The sequence below is a fragment of the Micromonospora parva genome (assembly GCF_000718515.1).
Taxonomy (GTDB): Bacteria; Actinomycetota; Actinomycetes; order Mycobacteriales; family Micromonosporaceae; genus Micromonospora; species Micromonospora parva.
On record NZ_JNZS01000009.1, the window covers coordinates 366886 to 384105 of the forward strand.

Sequence of the window (17220 nt, forward strand, 5' to 3'; positions counted from 1 at the left end):
GCTTACTGCCCGATCTGCACCCCGGCGTCGGCCAGGCCGCGGATCACCTGGGCGGACTCACCGAAACCGATGATCAGTACGGCGTCCGCACCGAACTCCTTGATCTCCTTCGCGCCGCCGCTGAAGTCGACCGGGGCCGCCTTCGCGTCGGCCGGCGGCTCGTACGTCAGCAGCTTGAGCCGGTCGTCGGGAATGCCCGCCTTGGCCAGCTCGTCGCGGACGGTGGCCTGCAGGCCCTCGCCGTAGGAGTCCTTGCGGGCGACGATGACGATCTTCTGGGACCCGTCGCGGAGGATCACGTCGGCCAGTGCCCGGCCCTGGAGGCTGTCCGGCGGGGCGGTGCGGAAGTAGAGGCCCTTGTCCTCCACATCGGTCAGGCCGCTGTCGGTGTTGGACGGGGAGAAGAGGATCTTCCCGGCCTGCACCACGTCCGGCAGCACCTCCCGGGAGATACCCGAACCACCCGCGCCGATGATCACGCTGACGCCGTCCGTCACGTGCTTGGCCACCGTCGCCTTGGCCACCGCCGGGCTGGTGCCGTCGTCGCCGTCCTTCCACGTCACCGGCTTGCCCAGGGCGCCACCCGCGGCGTTGATCTCCTTGATCGCCAGCGCGGCGCCGGCGGCCATCGGGGGATAGGCGATCGCGAGGTCACCGGTCTTCGGCAGCAGGCCGCCCAGGACCAGCGGCTCCTGGTCGGGGTCCCCACCGGCGCGCTGCTTCTTCGGCCTCGGCGGCGTCTTGGTGCTCGCCGCCGACTCGATGCCGGCGCCGACGAACTCGGTCTTGCCGTCGTTGATCTGCTGCCCGTCGAAGGTCAGCGTGGCGTAGCTCGCGGTGGCCGGCTCGCCCTTGTCGGTGAACCCCGCCCGGGTCAGCGAGACGCTGCGGTACTCGATGTCCTGCCCGTTACGGGCCAACGCGAGACAGCTGGCGGGGTCCTCGCAGCGCTGCCCGTCGTTGGTCACACCGACGATCTGCTTGGCGATGTCCGCCGGGTTGGTGCTGCCGGCCAACTGCGCGGCGAGCACGGCGATCACCACCGCGTCGTACGTCTCGGCGGAGTAGAGGTAGTCCGTCAGCGCCGGATTGACGGCCCGTAGCCGGCTCTTGAAGTCGTCGGGCAGCGGGGTGAGCGGCGTGGTGCCCTTCATCCCGTCGACGAGGCTCGCCCGTTCCTTCAACTCGGCAGGATAGGAGTTGAGCATGTTGCCGTCCGTGCCGTAGAGGCGCACCTGTTGGGCGCTTGCCTCCTCGGGCTTGTCATCCCCGCAAGCGCTCGTGGCGAGCAGGATCGTCGCGCAGGCAGCCAGTGTGGCTACCCGCGAGCGGCGTGTTACGAACATGGGTCGTCCTTCCTCCGGCGAAGGTCCGCTGCGCACATTAGCGTGCCGAGGCCGGCGGCGGGACCGTGGAGGCGGCGTAATGCGCAGGTCGCTCGCATTGAACACGGACAGTGACGGTTGCTGGGGGACTTGACCACCCGTCCTACTGTGCGCTGAGTGACCGACCTACCACAGCAGACGTTCGATGACGCGGCCGCCGTGCTCCGTTCGGCGCTGACCGGCGATGGAGACGCGGTGGTGGGAGCGTTCGACGCGGTCGTCGACCGGGCCGGCCTGAGCGGCGCGTACGGGGTCGCCTGGTGCCTGGCGGCGACAATGCTCGGTGACGCGCCGGCGGCGAGCGGGGCGGCGCTCGACTTCCCGGGGATCGACCAGGCCGGGTACGACACCCGCTGGGTGGCCCGCTTCGTCAGTGCGTACGCGAATCAGGACGAACCCACCGGTGAGGCCCTGTTCGGCGCGGCGGCGGCGGATGGGCTGCTCCCGGACTGCCTGCTGACGCTTGCCGGCTCGACGATCGCCACCCTGCGCAGCCGCGCCGGCTGACGCGTCGGCCGGCCGCGGCGGGTGCGGCGTTGTCGGCGGGTCGCGGCGTCCGTCGGGGGGCGGACGCCGCGACCGCGTGGGTCGGTCAGAACGCGTGGTACGCGATCAGCGGCTCGTACTCGTAGCGCAGGTTCTCGAAACGGACCCGGAAGTTGACGCCGTCCTTGACGTTGGTCGCCACCGTGATCCAGCCCGAGTTGGCCGGCAGGTAGGTCCAGTAGTTACAGGCGCTCGTCTTGTCCACGAAGATCACGCATGCTTCGGTGGCGTACACGCTCGCGTTGCGGACGTTGATGTCGCGACAGCGCGTCGTGGTGCGGTACTGACCCGCCGAGCCGCCGTAGCGGCCCGTCTCGAAGTACGACCGGACCGCCCCGCCGTAACAGGTGGCGAGCGGGGCGAACGCGTTCGGCCCGGAGCTGACCGGTGTGGTCGGTGTTGTCGGCTCCGCCCGGGCGGGCGTGCCGGCGGCGATCAGTGCGGTGGCGGTGGCGACGGCGAGCAGGCGAGCGGTCGGGGATGGCATTCGTTCCTCCGGAAACAGGTAACTGACCGTCCGTATAGGACTGATCATCTGATCGTGACGATGATACGTATCGATCGATTCCGGCGCGGCCCCGACGATGTCCGGCCGGTGTGGTAGCTCTGTAGGCATGTCCGAGGCCATCCTCAGCAAGGTGCGCAAGCTGCTGGCCCAGGCCGAGGATCCAGCCTGCACGCCTGCCGAGTCGGCCGCGTTCACCGCCAAGGCAACCGACCTGATCGCCCGCTACGGCGTGGACCGGGCCCTCCTCGCCGCCCGCGACCCCACCACCGACCCGGTCGGTGACCGGGTGCTGGACATCGTCGCCCCGTACGCCCGCGACAAGGTCGGCCTGCTCGCCGCGGTGGCCGAGCCCCTGCGCTGCCGCTGCGTACGCCGCCGGCAGGGCAACGGGTTCACCCTGCACCTCTTCGGCTTCGCCAGCGACCTGGAACGGGTCGACCTGCTCTTCACCTCACTGCTCGTGCAGGCGGCGCACGGCCTGGCCGCCACCGAGGTGCCGGCCGACGACCACCCCGCGGCCTTCCGGCGCTCCTGGCTGGCCGGTTTCGCCGAGGTGGTGGGCGGCCGACTCTGGGCGGCTGAAACCGCGGCGGCCAGCGAGTCGGGTACGCCGTCGATGGCGCTGGTGCTGGCCGACCGGTCCGACCGGGTCCAGCGGCGGCTCACCGAGGAGTACCCGCGGCTGCGCACCGCACCGCCGCGCCGGTTGGGTGGCACCGGCTTCGGCTCGGGGGCCGAAGCCGGCCAACGCGCCAACCTCGGTGGTCGGGACCTCGGCGGCGCCGCTGCCGGTCGGCAACTCGGCCGGTGATCTCGTGGGCCGTCAGGCCGTCGTGGTGGGGCGGTGGCGCGACACCGCGGCGACGTAGCGGGTGAGCAACTCGTGCCAGCCGGCGGTGAGCGCCTTGCGGTAACCCTCGGCAGCCTCGCCGTGCCGGTCGAAGTGCCGATGCTCCAGGTCGACCCGGGTGCGTTCCGGCCCCTCGGAATGGAACAGCACCTCGACCTCGCTCGCGCGGGCCGGGTCCGGCACCGGTGCCCGATCCGGGCCGATCTGCCAGACGAAGACAAGCCGGCGGGGCGGATCCCAGGTGAGCACCCGACCCCAGTCGGCGCGGAAGCCGTACGGGCCCAACTCGTAGAGCATGCCACCGGCCCGCGGCTCCATGCCCAGCTCGGCCAAGGCGTCCGGGCCGGACCAGGTGTACTCGGTGACCCACCAGTCGGTCAGCTCATCAGTGAAGACCGCGAACGCGTGCTCGGCGGAGCCCGGGACGACAAGGCCGCACCGGAGAGAGAATTGGCCGACGTCCTGCCGGATGTCGGCCGGATCAGTCAATTCCTGTCCCATAGGCCCGGACCATACCGGCTGATGCCCGGCTGTGCAGCTTCGCGCGGTGCCCGGTTCCAGACAGAGTGTCGCCGGGTCGTCACGGACGGGATGCCGCGCCGGAAAGCGGGTAACCGCGCCCAACGGCTTCGGACGACCGGGCCGGAACGCAGGCGGGGCGGGAGAGCATGAGCGAGAGCGGACAGCAGCGGGAGCCGGACCGGAACGTCGACAGCGGGAACCCGGACGTCCTGCTCGACATTCCGAAGGTCTCCGTCGACTCCATCCGACTGGCGGTCGACGGCCTGGAGGCCGACCTGTCGCTGCGCGCCCGAGTGGCCAACCTGCTCCAGGTCGACGCCGGCGTACGGGTGCACCTCAACGGTGGCGAGTTGAACGTCAACGGGGTGAACGCCGAGGCGCAGCTGCGGGTCCGTTTGGAGCAGCTGACCAGGATCCTGGGGCGAGCGCTCGACACACTCGACAACAACCCACAGATCATCGAGGCGCTCGCGCACACTGCCGTCGACGACGTGGAGCGCAGCACCCAACAGGTGACCTCGGGCGCGGCGGAGATCAAAGCGTCGAGCCGGCACTCGGACCGCCTACGCGACGAGCCGGGCCGGCAGGTGGGCGCAGCCGGACCGTCAGTCGACCGTGGTCGGCCGGCTTCCGCTCGGCAGGTTCTCGGTCAGCCGGGTTCTGACCAGCCTGAACCTGGTCGGCCGGGTTCTGATCGGCCTGCGTCTGGTCAGCCGGGGCCTGATCAGCCGGGGCCTGGTCGGCGGGGTTCTGATCGGGCGGATGCGGGTCGTGAGGATGCCGGTCGGTCCGGGGTCGGTCCGGCCGGGTCGGCACCAGATGCTGGCGGCCCCGGACCGCGAGCTGGCGGCCCCGGGTCAGCTGACCAGGGGCATTCGCAGGGACAGCGGCCGGCCGGGGCGGGCCAGGGGCCGCAACGCCCCGAGGGGCTGGCGGGGACGGCGGCCGCAGAAGGCCGCGGCAAGCCCGATCAGTCGGCTGGGGCCGGTCCGAGCCCGTCCGGGGATGGCGACGGTGGTCTGCCGGGCGCGGCGCAGGCGGCGGCCCAGAGCGCCGCGCAGAGTGCGGCCCAACTCGCCGAGCAGGCGGGGGAGACGTTGCGACAGGCCGGACGCAGCGTGTGGGAGGCGATTCAGGGCGGCGTCGCGCAGCACCGCCCGCAGGGTCGCCGCGACTGACACCGCCCCGCCGCTACTGACGCTGCCCCGCCGCCCGCCGCGACCGACTGGTAGCCGCGAGGCGTGGGTGATCGACTCGGTTTCCTTGATATCGCGGTGTCGCGCGCGCTGGGACACCGCGATGTCACGAAAGTCGAGTCGATCAAGCGGACCCGGGGTGGTGCTGGTCACGCAGCCGGGTTGGGCTGGGCGTGTGGGCTGGCCGGAGGTCGTCGGCGCAAGCACCGGAAACAGCAAGATCCCCACCTGCGAATCCGCTGGTGGGGACCTCTGTAGCCCGGCGAAAGGCTATGTGGCCAGGGGCGGGGTCGAACCGCCGACCTTCCGATTTTCAGTCGGACGCTCGTACCAACTGAGCTACCTGGCCGTGCCGCTCGGCTCATGTTACCCGGCAACCGGACGAACCGGTGGCAAGGCGACCTGCTCCGATACGCAGAACGCCGCGCGGGGCGCGGCGTCGGCGCTGCGGTCCTGACGGGACTTGAACCCGCGACCTCCGCCTTGACAGGGCGGCGAGCACTCCAACTGCTCCACAGGACCTAGCTTGTGTTGCTCCGGCTTGCGCCGGTCGTGCCCCCAACGGGATTCGAACCCGTGCTACCGCCTTGAAAGGGCGGCGTCCTGGGCCGCTAGACGATGAGGGCGGCCCCGCCATCATTGCACACTCGCAACTTCAAGCGGACTTGCTCCCATCCGGCCCCGCCGGAGGCTTCGAAAGCATACGTGATGCCCGGCCGGTCGACAAAATCGGTATCACCAAGGGCTTGGGGTGGGTCATAACGGCAGGTCAGGGCGGTTCTAGTGGAGTCGGGTGATGCCGAAGCGCCGCTTCAGATCGGCGATCATCTTCGGGCAGGCGGCGAGGGTCGCGGCCCGATTTCCGCCACCGTCGTGCAGCAGCACGATGGCCCCGGGGCGGGTGGCGGCGTGCACCCGTTTGCCGATGGTGGCCGCGGTGGGCTTGTCCCAGTCCTGCGGGTCGACCGACCAGTGCAGCGGGCGCATGCCGAGGTTCTTGGCCACCCCGAGCACCTCCGACGTCCACCGGCCGCCCGGTTGCCGGTAGAACGGCACCTTCGCGCCGGGAGAGGCCTTCTGGATGGCCTTGTTGGTGCGGTCCAGGTCGGCCCGAATCTCGGCGACGGGTCGGCGGGCGAGATCGAGGTCGTGTCGCCAGCTGTGGTTGCAGAGCTGGTGTCCCTCCCGGACGATCCGTCGGACCAGCTCCGGGTGGCGCTGCACCTCCCGACCGACGACGCAGAAGGTCGCTGTCACCTTGGCGGCCTTCAGTTGGTCGAGCACCTTGGGTGTCCAGGCTGGGCTGGGCCCGTCGTCGAACGTCAGGGCCACCGGGCGTACGCCGGTGTTGCGACCCAGACCGGCGGGCAGCTTGGCCGGCAGCGGCCGCAGTGGCGGCTTGGCCGGCTTGGTGACACTGGGGTGCGGTTTCGGGGTGGGTGGCGCGGTCGATTCCGGCGGTGGGGCACCGACGGGTGCGATGGTGCGGTGCGGCTGGGCACAACCGGACAAGACCAGCGCCACGGCGAGGACGGACGCCAGGACGGCACGGGCTTGCATCTGCTCGCTCCCGGAGGGGTCGGGGTAGGCGGACCCGCCCGACGGTAGTTCACGCCGCCAGCCGGCGACAGTGCGATCAGTCACGCCTCGACTGGTGCAGGGCGTCGCGCACGGCAGCGGAGAGTGAGACCGCCTCGGCCAGGTCCACCGGCCGCACCACCCCGGCGGGCAGGGTGTCGGCGCGCCAGCCGGGGCCGGCGGCGAGCACCAGCAACGGGCGTCGGGGTGCGGCCAGGAGCGCGCTGAGTTGGGCCGGGTCGGCGGTGGCCCGAGTGTGTGACCAGAGCACCACGGCGGCCGGTCCGGTCCGGTTGACCGCCTCGACGAGCGCGGCCACCGGCACCCGGGCGCCGAGCATCCGGTAGCTGACACCGGCCTCCGCGAGTGCTGCGGCCAGCGCCTCCAGCGGCAGGGTGTGCTGTTCCTCGTCGGCACAGGAGAGCAGGATCCGGGCCGGCCCGGTGGGGACCTTGGCCCGGCTGGCCGCCGCGAGCGCTTCCGAGACGCAGCGGGACATGAGGTGTTCCACCTCGATCAGGCCGGAGGTGGCGGCGTGCCGTTCGCCGATGCCGGCGAGGACCGGGCGCAACAGGCTGTCCCAGGTGGCGACGACGCCGTCGGCGGCCAGGGCGTGCGCGATCGTCTCACTGATCGCCGCCGCGTCCAGGCGCATCGCCGCCCGGGCCAGTCCGCGGGCCGCCGGGCCGGCACGGCCGACCGGGATGGTGCCGCCGCCGTCACGGCCGGTCGGGTGGATCCGGGTGGGGGTGACGGTGCCGTTGGCCGTTGGATCCGGAGCCTGGCGGGCCCAGCGGGCCGCCTCGGCGGGGCTCACCCCCTCGGCGGTGAGTCGCCGCATGATCTCGAGGCGGACCAGGTCGGAAGGGGTGTACCGGCGGTGGTGACCGGGGATGTGTTCGCTGGGACCGAGCCCGTAGCGCTGGTGCCAGGTGCGGAGGGTCGTCACCGCGACCCCCAGCCGGCGTGCGACAGCGCCCGCGCTCAGCGCCTCATCGACCACCCGACCGCTCCGCCGTGTCATCCGCCGACGATCCGGGCGGGGTCATGACCGGACCGGTTGCGCCCGACCGGGACCCCGAGGGGCGGAGCAGCCGGTTCACCACCCCGCCCAGCCAGGGCGCGTACGACCGGGGGTCGAGGGACAACTCGGCCTCCAGCGCGGTGGGGTCGGCCCACCGCAGCTCGGCCACCTCGTCCGGGTCGGGCAGCAGCGGAGCGCCGGGCAGGAACTCGCCTCGCAGCACGTGGTCGTACTCGAACTCGACCCGACCGGTGGCCGGGTCCTCGGCGTAGTAGACGTAGATGCCGACCTCGGTCAGCTCGACCGGGCCCGCGCCCAACTCCTCACTCAGCCGGCGGTTGGCCGCCTCGGCGAGCGACTCCCCGGGCTGCGGGTGGCCGCAGCAGGAGTTGGCCCAGCGCAGCGGGAACCGGGTCTTGGCGGCGGCCCGACGCTGGAGCAGCACCTGGCCGTCCGGGTCCATCAGTAACACCGAGAAGGCCCGGTGCAGTTGCCCCGGGGGTTGGTGCGCGGCGGCGACGGTCGTCTCGCCGTGGGCCTTGCCGGTCTCGTCGACGAGTTCGACGAGATGTTTTTCGCGGCTGCTCATCGACCTTCCCCGGTGATTCGGCCGGCGGCGAGCTTGCCGGAGATGAGCACCATCGGTACGCCCACGCCGGGCTGGGTTCCGGAGCCGACGAACACCACGTTCGACAGGTCGCGGTGCAGGTTGGACGGGCGGAACGGGCCGGTCTGGAAGAGGGTGTGCGCGGCGGCGAACGGGGTGCCCGCTGCCATTCCCTGCTCCTCCCACTCGGCCGGGGTGACCGCCCGTAGCACCTCGACCCCGGCGCCGAAGCCGACGTAGCCGCGCTCCTCCAGGGTGCCGATCAGCTGCTCGGTGTAGCGCTTGGTCAGGTCGCCGCGCCACTCGAACGGCGACCGGTGCAGGTTGGGCACCGGGGCGAGCACGTAGTAGGTGTGCCGGTCCGCCGGGGCCACCGCGGGGTCGGTCCGGCTCGGGTTGGTCACCAGCAGCGACGGATCGGTCATCAACTCGCCCCGCCGGATGACCTCATCGAAGGTGCCCTTCCACGCGCGTCCGAAGTGGATGTTGTGATGGGCGATCTTCGCATAGGACTGTCGGGAGCCGACGTGCAGAACGACGCAGGACGGCGAGTAGGTGAGCCGACGGCGCGGCTCGGCGGGGAGCAGGTCCCGGTAGGCGACCGGCAGGTCGGGGTTGAGCACCACCACGTCCGCCGGCACCAGCTCGCCGTCGGCGGTGAGCACGCCGGTGGCCCGACCGTTCGCGGTCTCCACCCGGGTCACCGTGGTGTCGTACCGGATCTGCACGCCGTGCTTCTCGGCCGCGCCGGCCATCGCCCGGGAGACCGCGTGGATGCCGCCGCGCGGGAAGTAGACCCCGGCCACCGAGTCGAGGTACGCGATGACCGCGTAGATGGCCAGCGCGTCGTGCGGCGCGAGGCCGGCGTACATCGCCTGGAAGGAGAAGATCCGCTGGGTACGTGGGTCCCGGAAGAACTGGTTGATCTTCGTCTGGAGGCGTCGGAAGGCCCCGCCGCCGAGCAGCTTGAGCAGGTTGCCGGTGATCAGATCGGTCGGCGCGTCCAGGTTGCGCTCGATGAAGTCGGTGCGTTCCAGCCGCCACAGCTCCCGCGCGTACTCGACGAACCGCAGGTAGCCGTCGGCCTCCCGAGGCCCGCAGACCCGGGAGATCTCGGCCGCCATCCGGGTGGTGTCGGTGAGCACGTCGAGGGTCGAGCCGTCCGGGTAGTACGCCCGGTAGGCGGGATCGATCGGGGTCAGGTCCAGCCAGTCGCGCAACTCCTCGCCGACCGCGCCGAGCGCCTCGGCGATCAGGTCGGGCATGGTGAGCACTGTCGGCCCGGTGTCGAACTCGTAGCCGTCCACGCCCAGCCGGCCGGCCCGCCCACCGGGCACCGGCTCGCGTTCCAGCACTGTCACCTGTCGACCGCTGCCGGCCAGGTGCAGGGCACAGGCGAGCCCACCCAGCCCGGCTCCGACGACCACCACCCGGTCCGTCCGTCCGCTCACCGTCCGCACGTGACCACCTCCTTGCTCAAGTCGCTCATCAGGCCCGCCGGTTGGTTGCGGCGGTGGCCAGCCCGGTCAGCGCGGTGCGCGCCGTCTGGTCCACGGGTGCGGCGTCGAGCGCGGCCAGCGCGTCGCTCACCCGTTCGGCGATCATCTGCTCCACCCGGGTCACCGCGCCGGTCTCGGCGACCAGCCCGGCGAGCTTGTCGACCGGTCCGTCGGCGGCCCGCTCCAACGCGGTGAGCTGGGCCGGGGTGGCCAGCTCCCGGGCCAGCATGAGCAGCGCTGTCGGTTTGCCGGTGCGGAGGTCGTCACCGGTCGGCTTGCCGGTGGCCGCCGGGTCGCCGTAGACGCCGAGCAGGTCGTCGCGGAGCTGGAACGCCTCGCCGACAGCCAGGCCGTAGCGGGTGTAGGCGGAGACCAGCGGCTCGTCGGCGGGCACCCCGGCCAGTGCGGCTCCGAAGAGCAGTGGTCGCTGGACGGTGTAGCTGGCGGTCTTGTAGCGGGCCACCCGCAGCGCCCGGTCGACCGACCAGCTGGCTGGGGCGTTCTCGCCGAGCACGTCGAGGTACTGCCCGGCGACCGTCTCCACCCGCATCTGGTCGTAGCAGCGGCGCACCTCGAAGAGTCGGTTCGACGGCACCGAGGCGTGGGCCAGCAACTGGTCGGCCCAGACCATGCAGAGGTCGCCGACGAGCACGGCGACGGCCTCGCCGAACCGGCCGGGGTCGCCCCGGTGGCCGGCGGCGAGGTGCTGTTCGGCGAGCGCGACGTGTGCGGTGGGCCGGCCACGGCGGGTGGTGGACGCGTCCATCACGTCGTCGTGGACCAGCGCGAAGGTGTGCAGCAGCTCCAGCGCGGCCAGCGCGGGCAGCACCGGCGGCAGCGCTGCGGTGCCGCCGACCGCCCCGCGCCAACCCCAGTAGGCGAACGTGGACCGGATCCGTTTGCCGCCGGCCAGGACGGCCTCCCGGGCGGTGGCGGCGAAGCTTCCCATCGATGGGTCGATGTCGTGGAGGGTGTCAACCTCGGCGGTGAGGAAAGAGTCCAGGGTCTCGTCGACCGCCGTTACCAGATCGTGGGTGTACGCGGCCAGAACGGCGCGGACCGGATCGTCCCCGTCCGCCGGCCCAGCCGGCGCCACGCGGGTCACGTCACCCGCAACTGCGTCGTTGGCCATGTGGCCGAGCGTACCCTAGGCTACGGGTTGCGTCGATTGGTGCGTCGATAAATTAGAGGAGGGCCGGTGGAAACCGATCTCACCGCTGCCTATGACCGGTGTCGTGAGCTGCACAAACGCCACGGCCGCACCTACTATCTCGCCACCCGCCTGCTTCCCGCTTGGAAACGACGGCATGTGCACGCCCTCTACGGGTTCACCAGGTACGCGGACGAGATCGTCGACCGCACCGAGGCACTGCCGCCGGCCGAGCGGGCCGCCCTGCTGGACAACTGGGCCGGCCAGTTCGTGGCCGGTCTGCACGGTGCGTCGGTCGACGACCCCCTGTTGCCGGCCGTGCTGCACACGATCGCCGTCTTCGACCTCGACCGGGACGACTTTGCGTCGTTTCTGAAGAGCATGGCGATGGATCTCACCGTCACCGCGTACCCGACCTACGACCACCTGCTCGACTACATGGAGGGCTCGGCGGCCGTCATCGGCACCATGATGCTGCCGATCCTGGGCAGCTCCGACCCGGTGGCGGCTCGGGAGCCGGCCCGACAGCTCGGCTTCGCCTTCCAGCTCACCAACTTCATCCGGGACGTCGCCGAGGACCTCGACCGGGGCCGCACCTACCTGCCGGACGAGGACCTGGCGAAGTTCGGTGTCACCCGCGAGGAGTTGGTGGCGGCCCGCGACCGGGGCCGCGGTACGCCCCGGATCCGCGAGCTGATCGAGTACGAGGTGACCCGCGCCCAGGCGCACTACGCCGCCGCCGCACCGGGCATCACCATGCTCGCGCCCGCCTCGCAGGCCTGCATGCGCACCGCGTACGCGCTCTACGGCGGCATCCTCGACGAGGTGGCCGCGCAGGATTACGACGTCTTCGTTCGGCGGGCCCTGGTGCCACAGCGGCGACGGATGGCGGTGGCCGCGCGGGCCCTGCTCACCCCGACCGGGACCCCGGTCGTCATTCCCGGGCCGGCGATCCACCCGCAGCGCCGGTGACCGCGAGTACGGCGGTCGTGCTCCTCACCCGCGACCTGCGGGTGCACGACCACCCGGCGTTGGCCAGCACCTGCGCGGCCTTCGACCAGGTGGTGCCGCTGTACGTGCTCGACCCGGCCCTGGCCGGCCGGTCCGCCAACCGCACCCGCTTCCTGCACCAGGCACTGGCCGACCTGCGCGCCCAACTCCGCGACCTCGGTGGCGACCTGGTGGTCCGGCACGGTGACCCGGTGACCGAGACGATCCGGCTGGCCGCCGAGGTCGACGCCACCGCCGTGGCGCTCTCGGCCGACGTCAGCCACTACGCCAGCCGGCGGGAGCGGCGACTACGCGCCGAGTGCGAGCGGCACCGGCTGCACCTGCGACTGTTTCCCGGGCTGACAGTGGTCGAGCCGGGTGCGTTGCGGCCCGGTGGCGGCGGTGACCACTACCGGGTGTTCAGCCCGTACCACCGGGCCTGGGCGGTCCACCGGTGGCGCGAGGAGCTGGCGGCACCGCGCCGGATCGCGCTGCCCGCCCGGGTCCGGGTGGGCCAGCTGCCGGCGCCGCCCGCCGGCGACTCGCCGGAAGCGGCCGTCGGTGGCGAGCGGGTGGCCCGGCAACGGCTCACCGACTGGCTGCCCGAGCTGACCCGGTACGGCGATCAGCACGACGACATGGCCGGCGACGACACCTCGCGGCTGAGTCCGTACCTGCGCTTCGGTTGCGTGTCGCCGCTGGCGGTGGCGAACCGTGCCGGGGACCGGTCCGGCCCGTTCGTCCGGCAGCTCTGCTGGCGGGACTTCTACTACCAGGTCACCGCCGCGTTCCCGGAGATCTCGACCACGGCGTACCGGCGGGGAGCCACCGAGCGGTGGCGTTACGACGACGACGCGTTGGCGGCCTGGACCGAGGGCCGGACCGGGATGCCGATCGTCGACGCCGGGATGCGCCAGCTGCGGACGCAGGGCTGGATGCACAACCGGGCCCGGCTGATCACGGCCGGCTACCTCACCACACACCTCGGTCAGGACTGGCGCTCCGGGGTGGCGGTGTTCTTCCGCTGGCTGCTCGACGGGGACGTGGCGAACAACTCCGGCAACTGGCAGTGGGTGGCCGGTACCGGCAACGACACGAAGCCCTACCGGGGGTTCAACCTGGTCCGGCAGGCCGAACGGTACGACCCGGCCGGCGACTACGTGCGTCGGTGGGTGCCGGAGCTGGCGGGGGTGCAGGGCAGGGCGGTGCACCAGCCGTGGAAGCTGCCCGACCAGCTCCGGCGGGCGGTGGACTACCCGCCACCGTTGTCGGTGCCCGGCACCGACCCGGTCTGGCTGCGCTGACCACCACGTCAGAGCACCGAGTGCAACGCCTCGACCAGCTCGTCCACCCGGTCGTGTTCGGCGAGGTGCGCGGTGGCGTACGAGAAGGTGTAGCCGCGCTCCGGGTCGGCCCACGCGCTGCTGCCGCCGATGCCGCCCATGCCCCAGCTGCCGTCCGGCTCGCGTTGCATGCCCAACGTCCACTGGACCGGGCGGTCCAGCACCAGGTCCGGCCCGTCGTACTGGACCCGGGTGGTCTCCGCGATCAGCGCCGGGCTGACCAGCCGGACACCGTCCAGGACACCGCCGGCCAACAGCCCGGCGTAGAGCCGGGCCAGGCTGGGCGCGGTGGCGTGCAGGTTGACCGCGGGCATCTCGGCGCCCCGCCACAGCGGGCTGTTCAGCACGGCGAGGTCCAGCCCGCCGGCCGGGTTGCCCAGCGCCCGCGCCCGCAGTGACAGCGGTTCGCCGAGCTTCCGAGCGGGCCACTGCGGGTCGCCGTACCGCAGGTCAGCGCAGCGCAGCTGGTCCGCCTCGGCCAGCCCGAAGCCGAGGTCGAGCTGCCAGGGGTCCGCGATCTCCTCGGCCAGGAACCGGCCCACCGACCGTCCGTCGACCCGGCGGACCAGCTCGCCCACCAGATGCCCGTACGTCCAGGCGTGTTCCCCGGCGACCGAGCCCGGTGACCATTCGGGGTCGGCGGCGGCCAGGTCACCGGTGAGCAGCGCCCAGTCGGCGATCGCGGTGGCCGGTCGGGGCACCGGGAAGGCCGGCAGCCCGGCGGTGTGCGACAACACCTGCCGCACTGTGGCGGGAGTACGGAACTCCGGCCAGTACCGGTCCATCGGTGAGTCGAGGTCGACAGTTCCCCGGTCGACGAGCAGCAGCAGGCAGAGCGCGGCCACCGGCTTGCCGACCGAGTAGACGTTGACCAGCGTGTCCGGCAGCCACGGCGCGGCGCCCGGCCGGTGGCCGCCGCGCGAGCCGCCGACCAGGTCCACGACCGGCTGCCCGTCGTACCAGATGGTCAGGGCGGCCCCGGTCTCCCGTCCGGAGGCGAGCAGGTCGTGGAAGTGGTCCCGGACCGGAGCGAAGCGTGTGTGCATCCGGTCACGGTAGGCGTCCGGGCCGGTGCGCGTGCCGGCTTTTCCGCCGACCTCGGTGGCCGGGGTGGTGTCGCCGGGGGATGCTGTTTGGTGTGGCGGAGCCGGAGCTGGTTGATGTGGTCGTGGTCGGGCTCGGAGTCGGCGGCGAGGAGGTGGCCGAACGGCTCGCCGAGGCCGGCCTGAGCGTCGTCGGCGTCGAACGGGATCTCGTCGGCGGGGAGTGCCCGTACTGGGGCTGCATCCCGAGCAAGATGATGATCAGGGCGGCCAACGCGCTCGCCGAGGCCCGCCGGGTCGACGGGCTCGCCGGGACGGCGCAGGTCCAGCCGGACTGGGCGCCGGTGGCGAAGCGGATCCGCGAGGAAGCCACCGACACCTGGGACGACACGGTCGCGGCCGAGCGGTTCATCGGCAAGGGCGGCCGGCTCGTGCGGGGCAGCGGGCGGCTCGACGGTCCGCGCCGGGTCCGCGTCGGTGACCAGGTGTTCGAGGCCCGGTACGGGGTGGTGCTGGGCACCGGTACCCGTCCGTCGGTGCCGCCGATCGACGGCCTGGCCGACACGCCGTACTGGACCAACCACCAGGCGATCGAGGTCGAGGAGCTGCCGGAGTCGCTGCTCGTGCTCGGCGGCGGCGCCATCGGTCTGGAGTTGGCGCAGGTCTTCGCCCGCTTCGGGGTCCGGGTCACAGTGGTCGAGGCGCTCGACCGGGTGCTGGCCATCGAGGAGCCCGAGGCGTCCGAGGTCGCCGCCGCGGCGCTGCGCGCCGACGGCGTGGAGATCCACACCGGGGTACGCGCCGAACGGGTCGAGCACGACGGGACCCGGTTCACACTGCGGGGTGAGGGCGGCGCGGAGTTCACCGCCGACCGGCTGCTGGTGGTGACCGGGCGCAAGGCCCACCTGGCCGAGCTGGGTCTGGACACGGTCGGGCTGGACGCCAGCCAGCGGTTCCTGCCGGTCGACGACCGTCTGCACGTCACCGAGCATGTCTGGGCGGTCGGCGACCTGACCGGCGAGGGTGCCTTCACCCACATCGCCATGTACCAGGCGGGGATTGTGATCGCGGACGTCCTGGCCCACGCCCGGAAGGCGAAGGCCGGGGCGGACGCCAGCGGCACCTCCAGCGTGGTCGGCGGAGCGATGGGCGCGTCCAGCGCACTGGCCGCCAGCGGTTCGAGCGGATCTGCCGGCACCGTCCCGCGAGCCGACTACCGCGCGCTGCCCCGGGTGACGTTCACCGACCCCGAGATCGGTGCGGTCGGGCTCACCGAGCAGCAGGCACGTGAGCGCGGCATCAACGTGCAGGTGGGCTTCACCAAACTCGGCAGCTCGACCCGAGGTTGGATCCATCGGGTCGGCGACGACGGTTTCATCAAGCTCATCGCGGACGCCGACCAGGGCGTGCTGATCGGTGGCACCTCGGTCGGCCCGGCCGGCGGTGAGGTGCTGTCCGCACTGGTGGTGGCGGTGCACGCGGCGGTGCCGCTGAGTCAGCTCCGGCACATGATTTACGCGTACCCGACCTTCCACCGGGCCATCGAGTCCGCCCTGCGCGATCTGTCCTGACCCCCTGCCCGGGTGTGCGCCGCTCCGCGCCCCCGCCCCGCAACCCGCAAGATCGCGCAACATCCAGGATGTCGTGGGCATCCCGGCGTTCCGTTGCCAGTACATCCTGGATCGAGCGTGACCTTGCCGGCCGTCGACGTGGCCACCCGTACCCGATCGGCCGCCGGGGCGTCGGAGGCATGCGCCGCACGCGCGAGCAGCCGGCCAGCAAGCGCGGCGCAGTTTGCTGTTCATTTCTTTCATGCAGGTGACGTACGATTGCGGCCGTGACCAAGCGGTTGACAGAAGTTGCCAAGAAGGCGGGCGTCAGCGAGGCCACCGTCAGCCGGGTGCTCAACGGCCGGGACGGCGTCTCCGAGGCGACCCGGACGGCCGTGCTGACGGCGCTGGACGTGCTCGGTTACGAGCGGCCGACCAAGTTGCGTGGCGAACGCGCCCGGCTGGTCGGGTTGGTGCTGCCGGAGTTGCAGAACCCGATCTTCCCGGCGCTGGCGGAGGTCGTCACCGGCACGCTCGCCCAGCGCGGCTACACCCCGGCGCTCTGTGCCCGCACCATCGGCGGCGTCTCCGAAATGGACTACGTGGAGATGCTCCTCGACCACCAGGTCTCCGGGGTGATCTTCGCTGGTGGTTCGTACGCGCTCGCCGACGCCCGGCACGACCACTACCGCCGGCTGACCGACCGAGGGCTTCCGGTCGTGCTGGTCAACGCAGGTGTCGACGAGCTGGGGTTCCCCCGGGTCTCCACCGACGACGCGGTGGCGGTGGAGCAGGCGTACGGGCACCTGCGCTCGCTCGGGCACGAGCGGATCGGCATGGTGCTCGGCCCGGAAGGGCATGTGCCGTCCCGGCGCAAGCTGGACGCGATGATCCAGGCTGCGGGTTGGGGCGAGGGCGACGCTGAGTGCGTCGAGCGCTCCAGCTTCTCGATGGAGGGGGCGCGGGTCGCCGCGACGAAGTTGGTCGAGCGGGGCGTGACCGGCATCATCTGCGCCAGCGACGTCCTGGCGTTGGGCACGATCCGCGCGGCCCGGCGGCTGGGCCGTTCGGTGCCGGCCGACGTGTCGGTGGTGGGCTTCGACGACTCCGCGTTCATGACGTGCACCGACCCGCCGTTGACCACGGTGCGGCAGCCGATCGAGACGATGGGGCAGGCCGCCGTAGATCTGCTGGTCACCCAGATCGAGGGTGCCGGCGTGTTGCAGGACGAGCTGCTGTTCGAGCCCGAGCTGGTGGTACGCGGCTCCACCGCTCCCGCTCCTCGTCGCTGACCGACCCGGGGTGATCCGCCCCCGCTGAAACGACGCTTCGGCCGTCGACCGCCTCGCGCGGTCGGCGGCCTTTCGTCGTTGCCGGAACCGCGTCGGCCGGGTCCGAACCGCCGCCCGTCCATAACTGTCCAAAAGCC

16 protein-coding genes and 3 tRNA genes are annotated in these 17220 nt (G+C 72.0%); 7 read left to right on the forward strand and 12 right to left on the reverse strand.

What is annotated here, in order from left to right; genetic code table 11:
* Nucleotides 1-2: 2 nt before the first annotated feature.
* Nucleotides 3-1346, reverse strand: coding sequence for an ABC transporter substrate-binding protein (locus tag IF22_RS0114620; RefSeq protein ID WP_030332221.1), 1344 nt, complete (start codon nt 1344-1346; stop codon nt 3-5).
* Nucleotides 1347-1502: 156 nt separating this feature from the next.
* On the opposite strand from IF22_RS0114620, the gene IF22_RS0114625 reads away from it, so the two are divergent.
* Nucleotides 1503-1892: a hypothetical protein gene (locus IF22_RS0114625; RefSeq protein WP_030332223.1), complete on the forward strand. Its 390-nt coding sequence runs from the start codon at nt 1503-1505 to the stop codon at nt 1890-1892.
* 85 nt (nt 1893-1977) lie between these two features.
* On the opposite strand, the gene IF22_RS33080 is transcribed toward IF22_RS0114625, so the two are convergent.
* Complete coding sequence (locus IF22_RS33080) at nt 1978-2418, reverse strand: hypothetical protein (RefSeq protein ID WP_051708467.1); 441 nt, start codon at nt 2416-2418, stop codon at nt 1978-1980.
* 127 nt (nt 2419-2545) lie between these two features.
* On the opposite strand from IF22_RS33080, the gene IF22_RS0114635 reads away from it, so the two are divergent.
* On the forward strand, nt 2546-3250 hold the full coding sequence (locus IF22_RS0114635; protein WP_030332226.1) for a DUF2786 domain-containing protein: 705 nt from the start codon (nt 2546-2548) through the stop codon (nt 3248-3250).
* Nucleotides 3251-3262: 12 nt separating this feature from the next.
* On the opposite strand, the gene IF22_RS0114640 is transcribed toward IF22_RS0114635, so the two are convergent.
* Entirely contained in the window at nt 3263-3790 is a 528-nt protein-coding gene (locus IF22_RS0114640) for an SRPBCC family protein (RefSeq protein ID WP_030332229.1), read from the reverse strand.
* Between the two features lie 167 nt (nt 3791-3957).
* Here IF22_RS0114640 and IF22_RS33780 point away from each other — a divergent pair, with 167 nt between their 5' ends.
* Nucleotides 3958-4989, forward strand: a complete 1032-nt coding sequence (locus IF22_RS33780) for a hypothetical protein (RefSeq protein WP_051708469.1) — start codon at nt 3958-3960, stop codon at nt 4987-4989.
* A 293-nt stretch (nt 4990-5282) separates the two neighbouring features.
* Here the strand turns inward: IF22_RS33780 and IF22_RS0114650 are convergent.
* The 8 genes from IF22_RS0114650 to IF22_RS0114685 form a co-directional block, all read right to left on the reverse strand.
* A tRNA-Phe gene (locus IF22_RS0114650) sits at nt 5283-5356 on the reverse strand.
* 99 nt (nt 5357-5455) lie between these two features.
* A tRNA-Asp gene (locus IF22_RS0114655) sits at nt 5456-5529 on the reverse strand.
* Between the two features lie 31 nt (nt 5530-5560).
* Nucleotides 5561-5633: transfer RNA gene (locus IF22_RS0114660), tRNA-Glu, on the reverse strand.
* A 154-nt stretch (nt 5634-5787) separates the two neighbouring features.
* On the reverse strand, nt 5788-6567 hold the full coding sequence (locus tag IF22_RS0114665) for a polysaccharide deacetylase family protein (protein WP_030332233.1): 780 nt from the start codon (nt 6565-6567) through the stop codon (nt 5788-5790).
* Between the two features lie 76 nt (nt 6568-6643).
* Nucleotides 6644-7588, reverse strand: a complete 945-nt coding sequence (locus tag IF22_RS0114670) for a MerR family transcriptional regulator (RefSeq protein WP_030332235.1) — start codon at nt 7586-7588, stop codon at nt 6644-6646.
* Nucleotides 7578-8198 (reverse strand): isopentenyl-diphosphate Delta-isomerase, encoded by a 621-nt coding sequence (gene idi, locus IF22_RS0114675; protein WP_030332237.1) that lies wholly within the window; start codon nt 8196-8198, stop codon nt 7578-7580. Before idi ends, IF22_RS0114670 begins: the two co-directional genes overlap by 11 nt.
* A complete protein-coding gene (gene crtI, locus IF22_RS0114680; RefSeq protein WP_030332239.1) occupies nt 8195-9676 on the reverse strand; it encodes a phytoene desaturase family protein in 1482 nt (493 codons plus the stop codon). Before crtI ends, idi begins: the two co-directional genes overlap by 4 nt.
* 28 nt (nt 9677-9704) lie before the next feature.
* A complete protein-coding gene (locus IF22_RS0114685; RefSeq protein WP_030332241.1) occupies nt 9705-10847 on the reverse strand; it encodes a polyprenyl synthetase family protein in 1143 nt (380 codons plus the stop codon).
* Between the two features lie 66 nt (nt 10848-10913).
* Here IF22_RS0114685 and IF22_RS0114690 point away from each other — a divergent pair, with 66 nt between their 5' ends.
* Together IF22_RS0114690 and IF22_RS0114695 are read left to right on the forward strand one after the other, a co-directional pair.
* Entirely contained in the window at nt 10914-11837 is a 924-nt protein-coding gene (locus IF22_RS0114690; protein WP_030332243.1) for a phytoene/squalene synthase family protein, read from the forward strand.
* Nucleotides 11834-13159: a cryptochrome/photolyase family protein gene (locus tag IF22_RS0114695; RefSeq protein ID WP_030332245.1), complete on the forward strand. Its 1326-nt coding sequence runs from the start codon at nt 11834-11836 to the stop codon at nt 13157-13159. The genes IF22_RS0114690 and IF22_RS0114695 overlap by 4 nt, the downstream gene beginning before the upstream one ends.
* 8 nt (nt 13160-13167) lie before the next feature.
* On the opposite strand, the gene IF22_RS0114700 is transcribed toward IF22_RS0114695, so the two are convergent.
* A complete protein-coding gene (locus IF22_RS0114700) occupies nt 13168-14244 on the reverse strand; it encodes a serine hydrolase domain-containing protein (RefSeq protein WP_030332247.1) in 1077 nt (358 codons plus the stop codon).
* Nucleotides 14245-14324: 80 nt separating this feature from the next.
* On the opposite strand from IF22_RS0114700, the gene IF22_RS0114705 reads away from it, so the two are divergent.
* Together IF22_RS0114705 and IF22_RS0114710 are read left to right on the forward strand one after the other, a co-directional pair.
* On the forward strand, nt 14325-15812 hold the full coding sequence (locus IF22_RS0114705) for a dihydrolipoyl dehydrogenase family protein (protein ID WP_030332249.1): 1488 nt from the start codon (nt 14325-14327) through the stop codon (nt 15810-15812).
* Nucleotides 15813-16078: 266 nt separating this feature from the next.
* Nucleotides 16079-17083, forward strand: coding sequence for a LacI family DNA-binding transcriptional regulator (locus IF22_RS0114710; protein ID WP_030332250.1), 1005 nt, complete (start codon nt 16079-16081; stop codon nt 17081-17083).
* Nucleotides 17084-17220 lie beyond the last annotated feature (137 nt).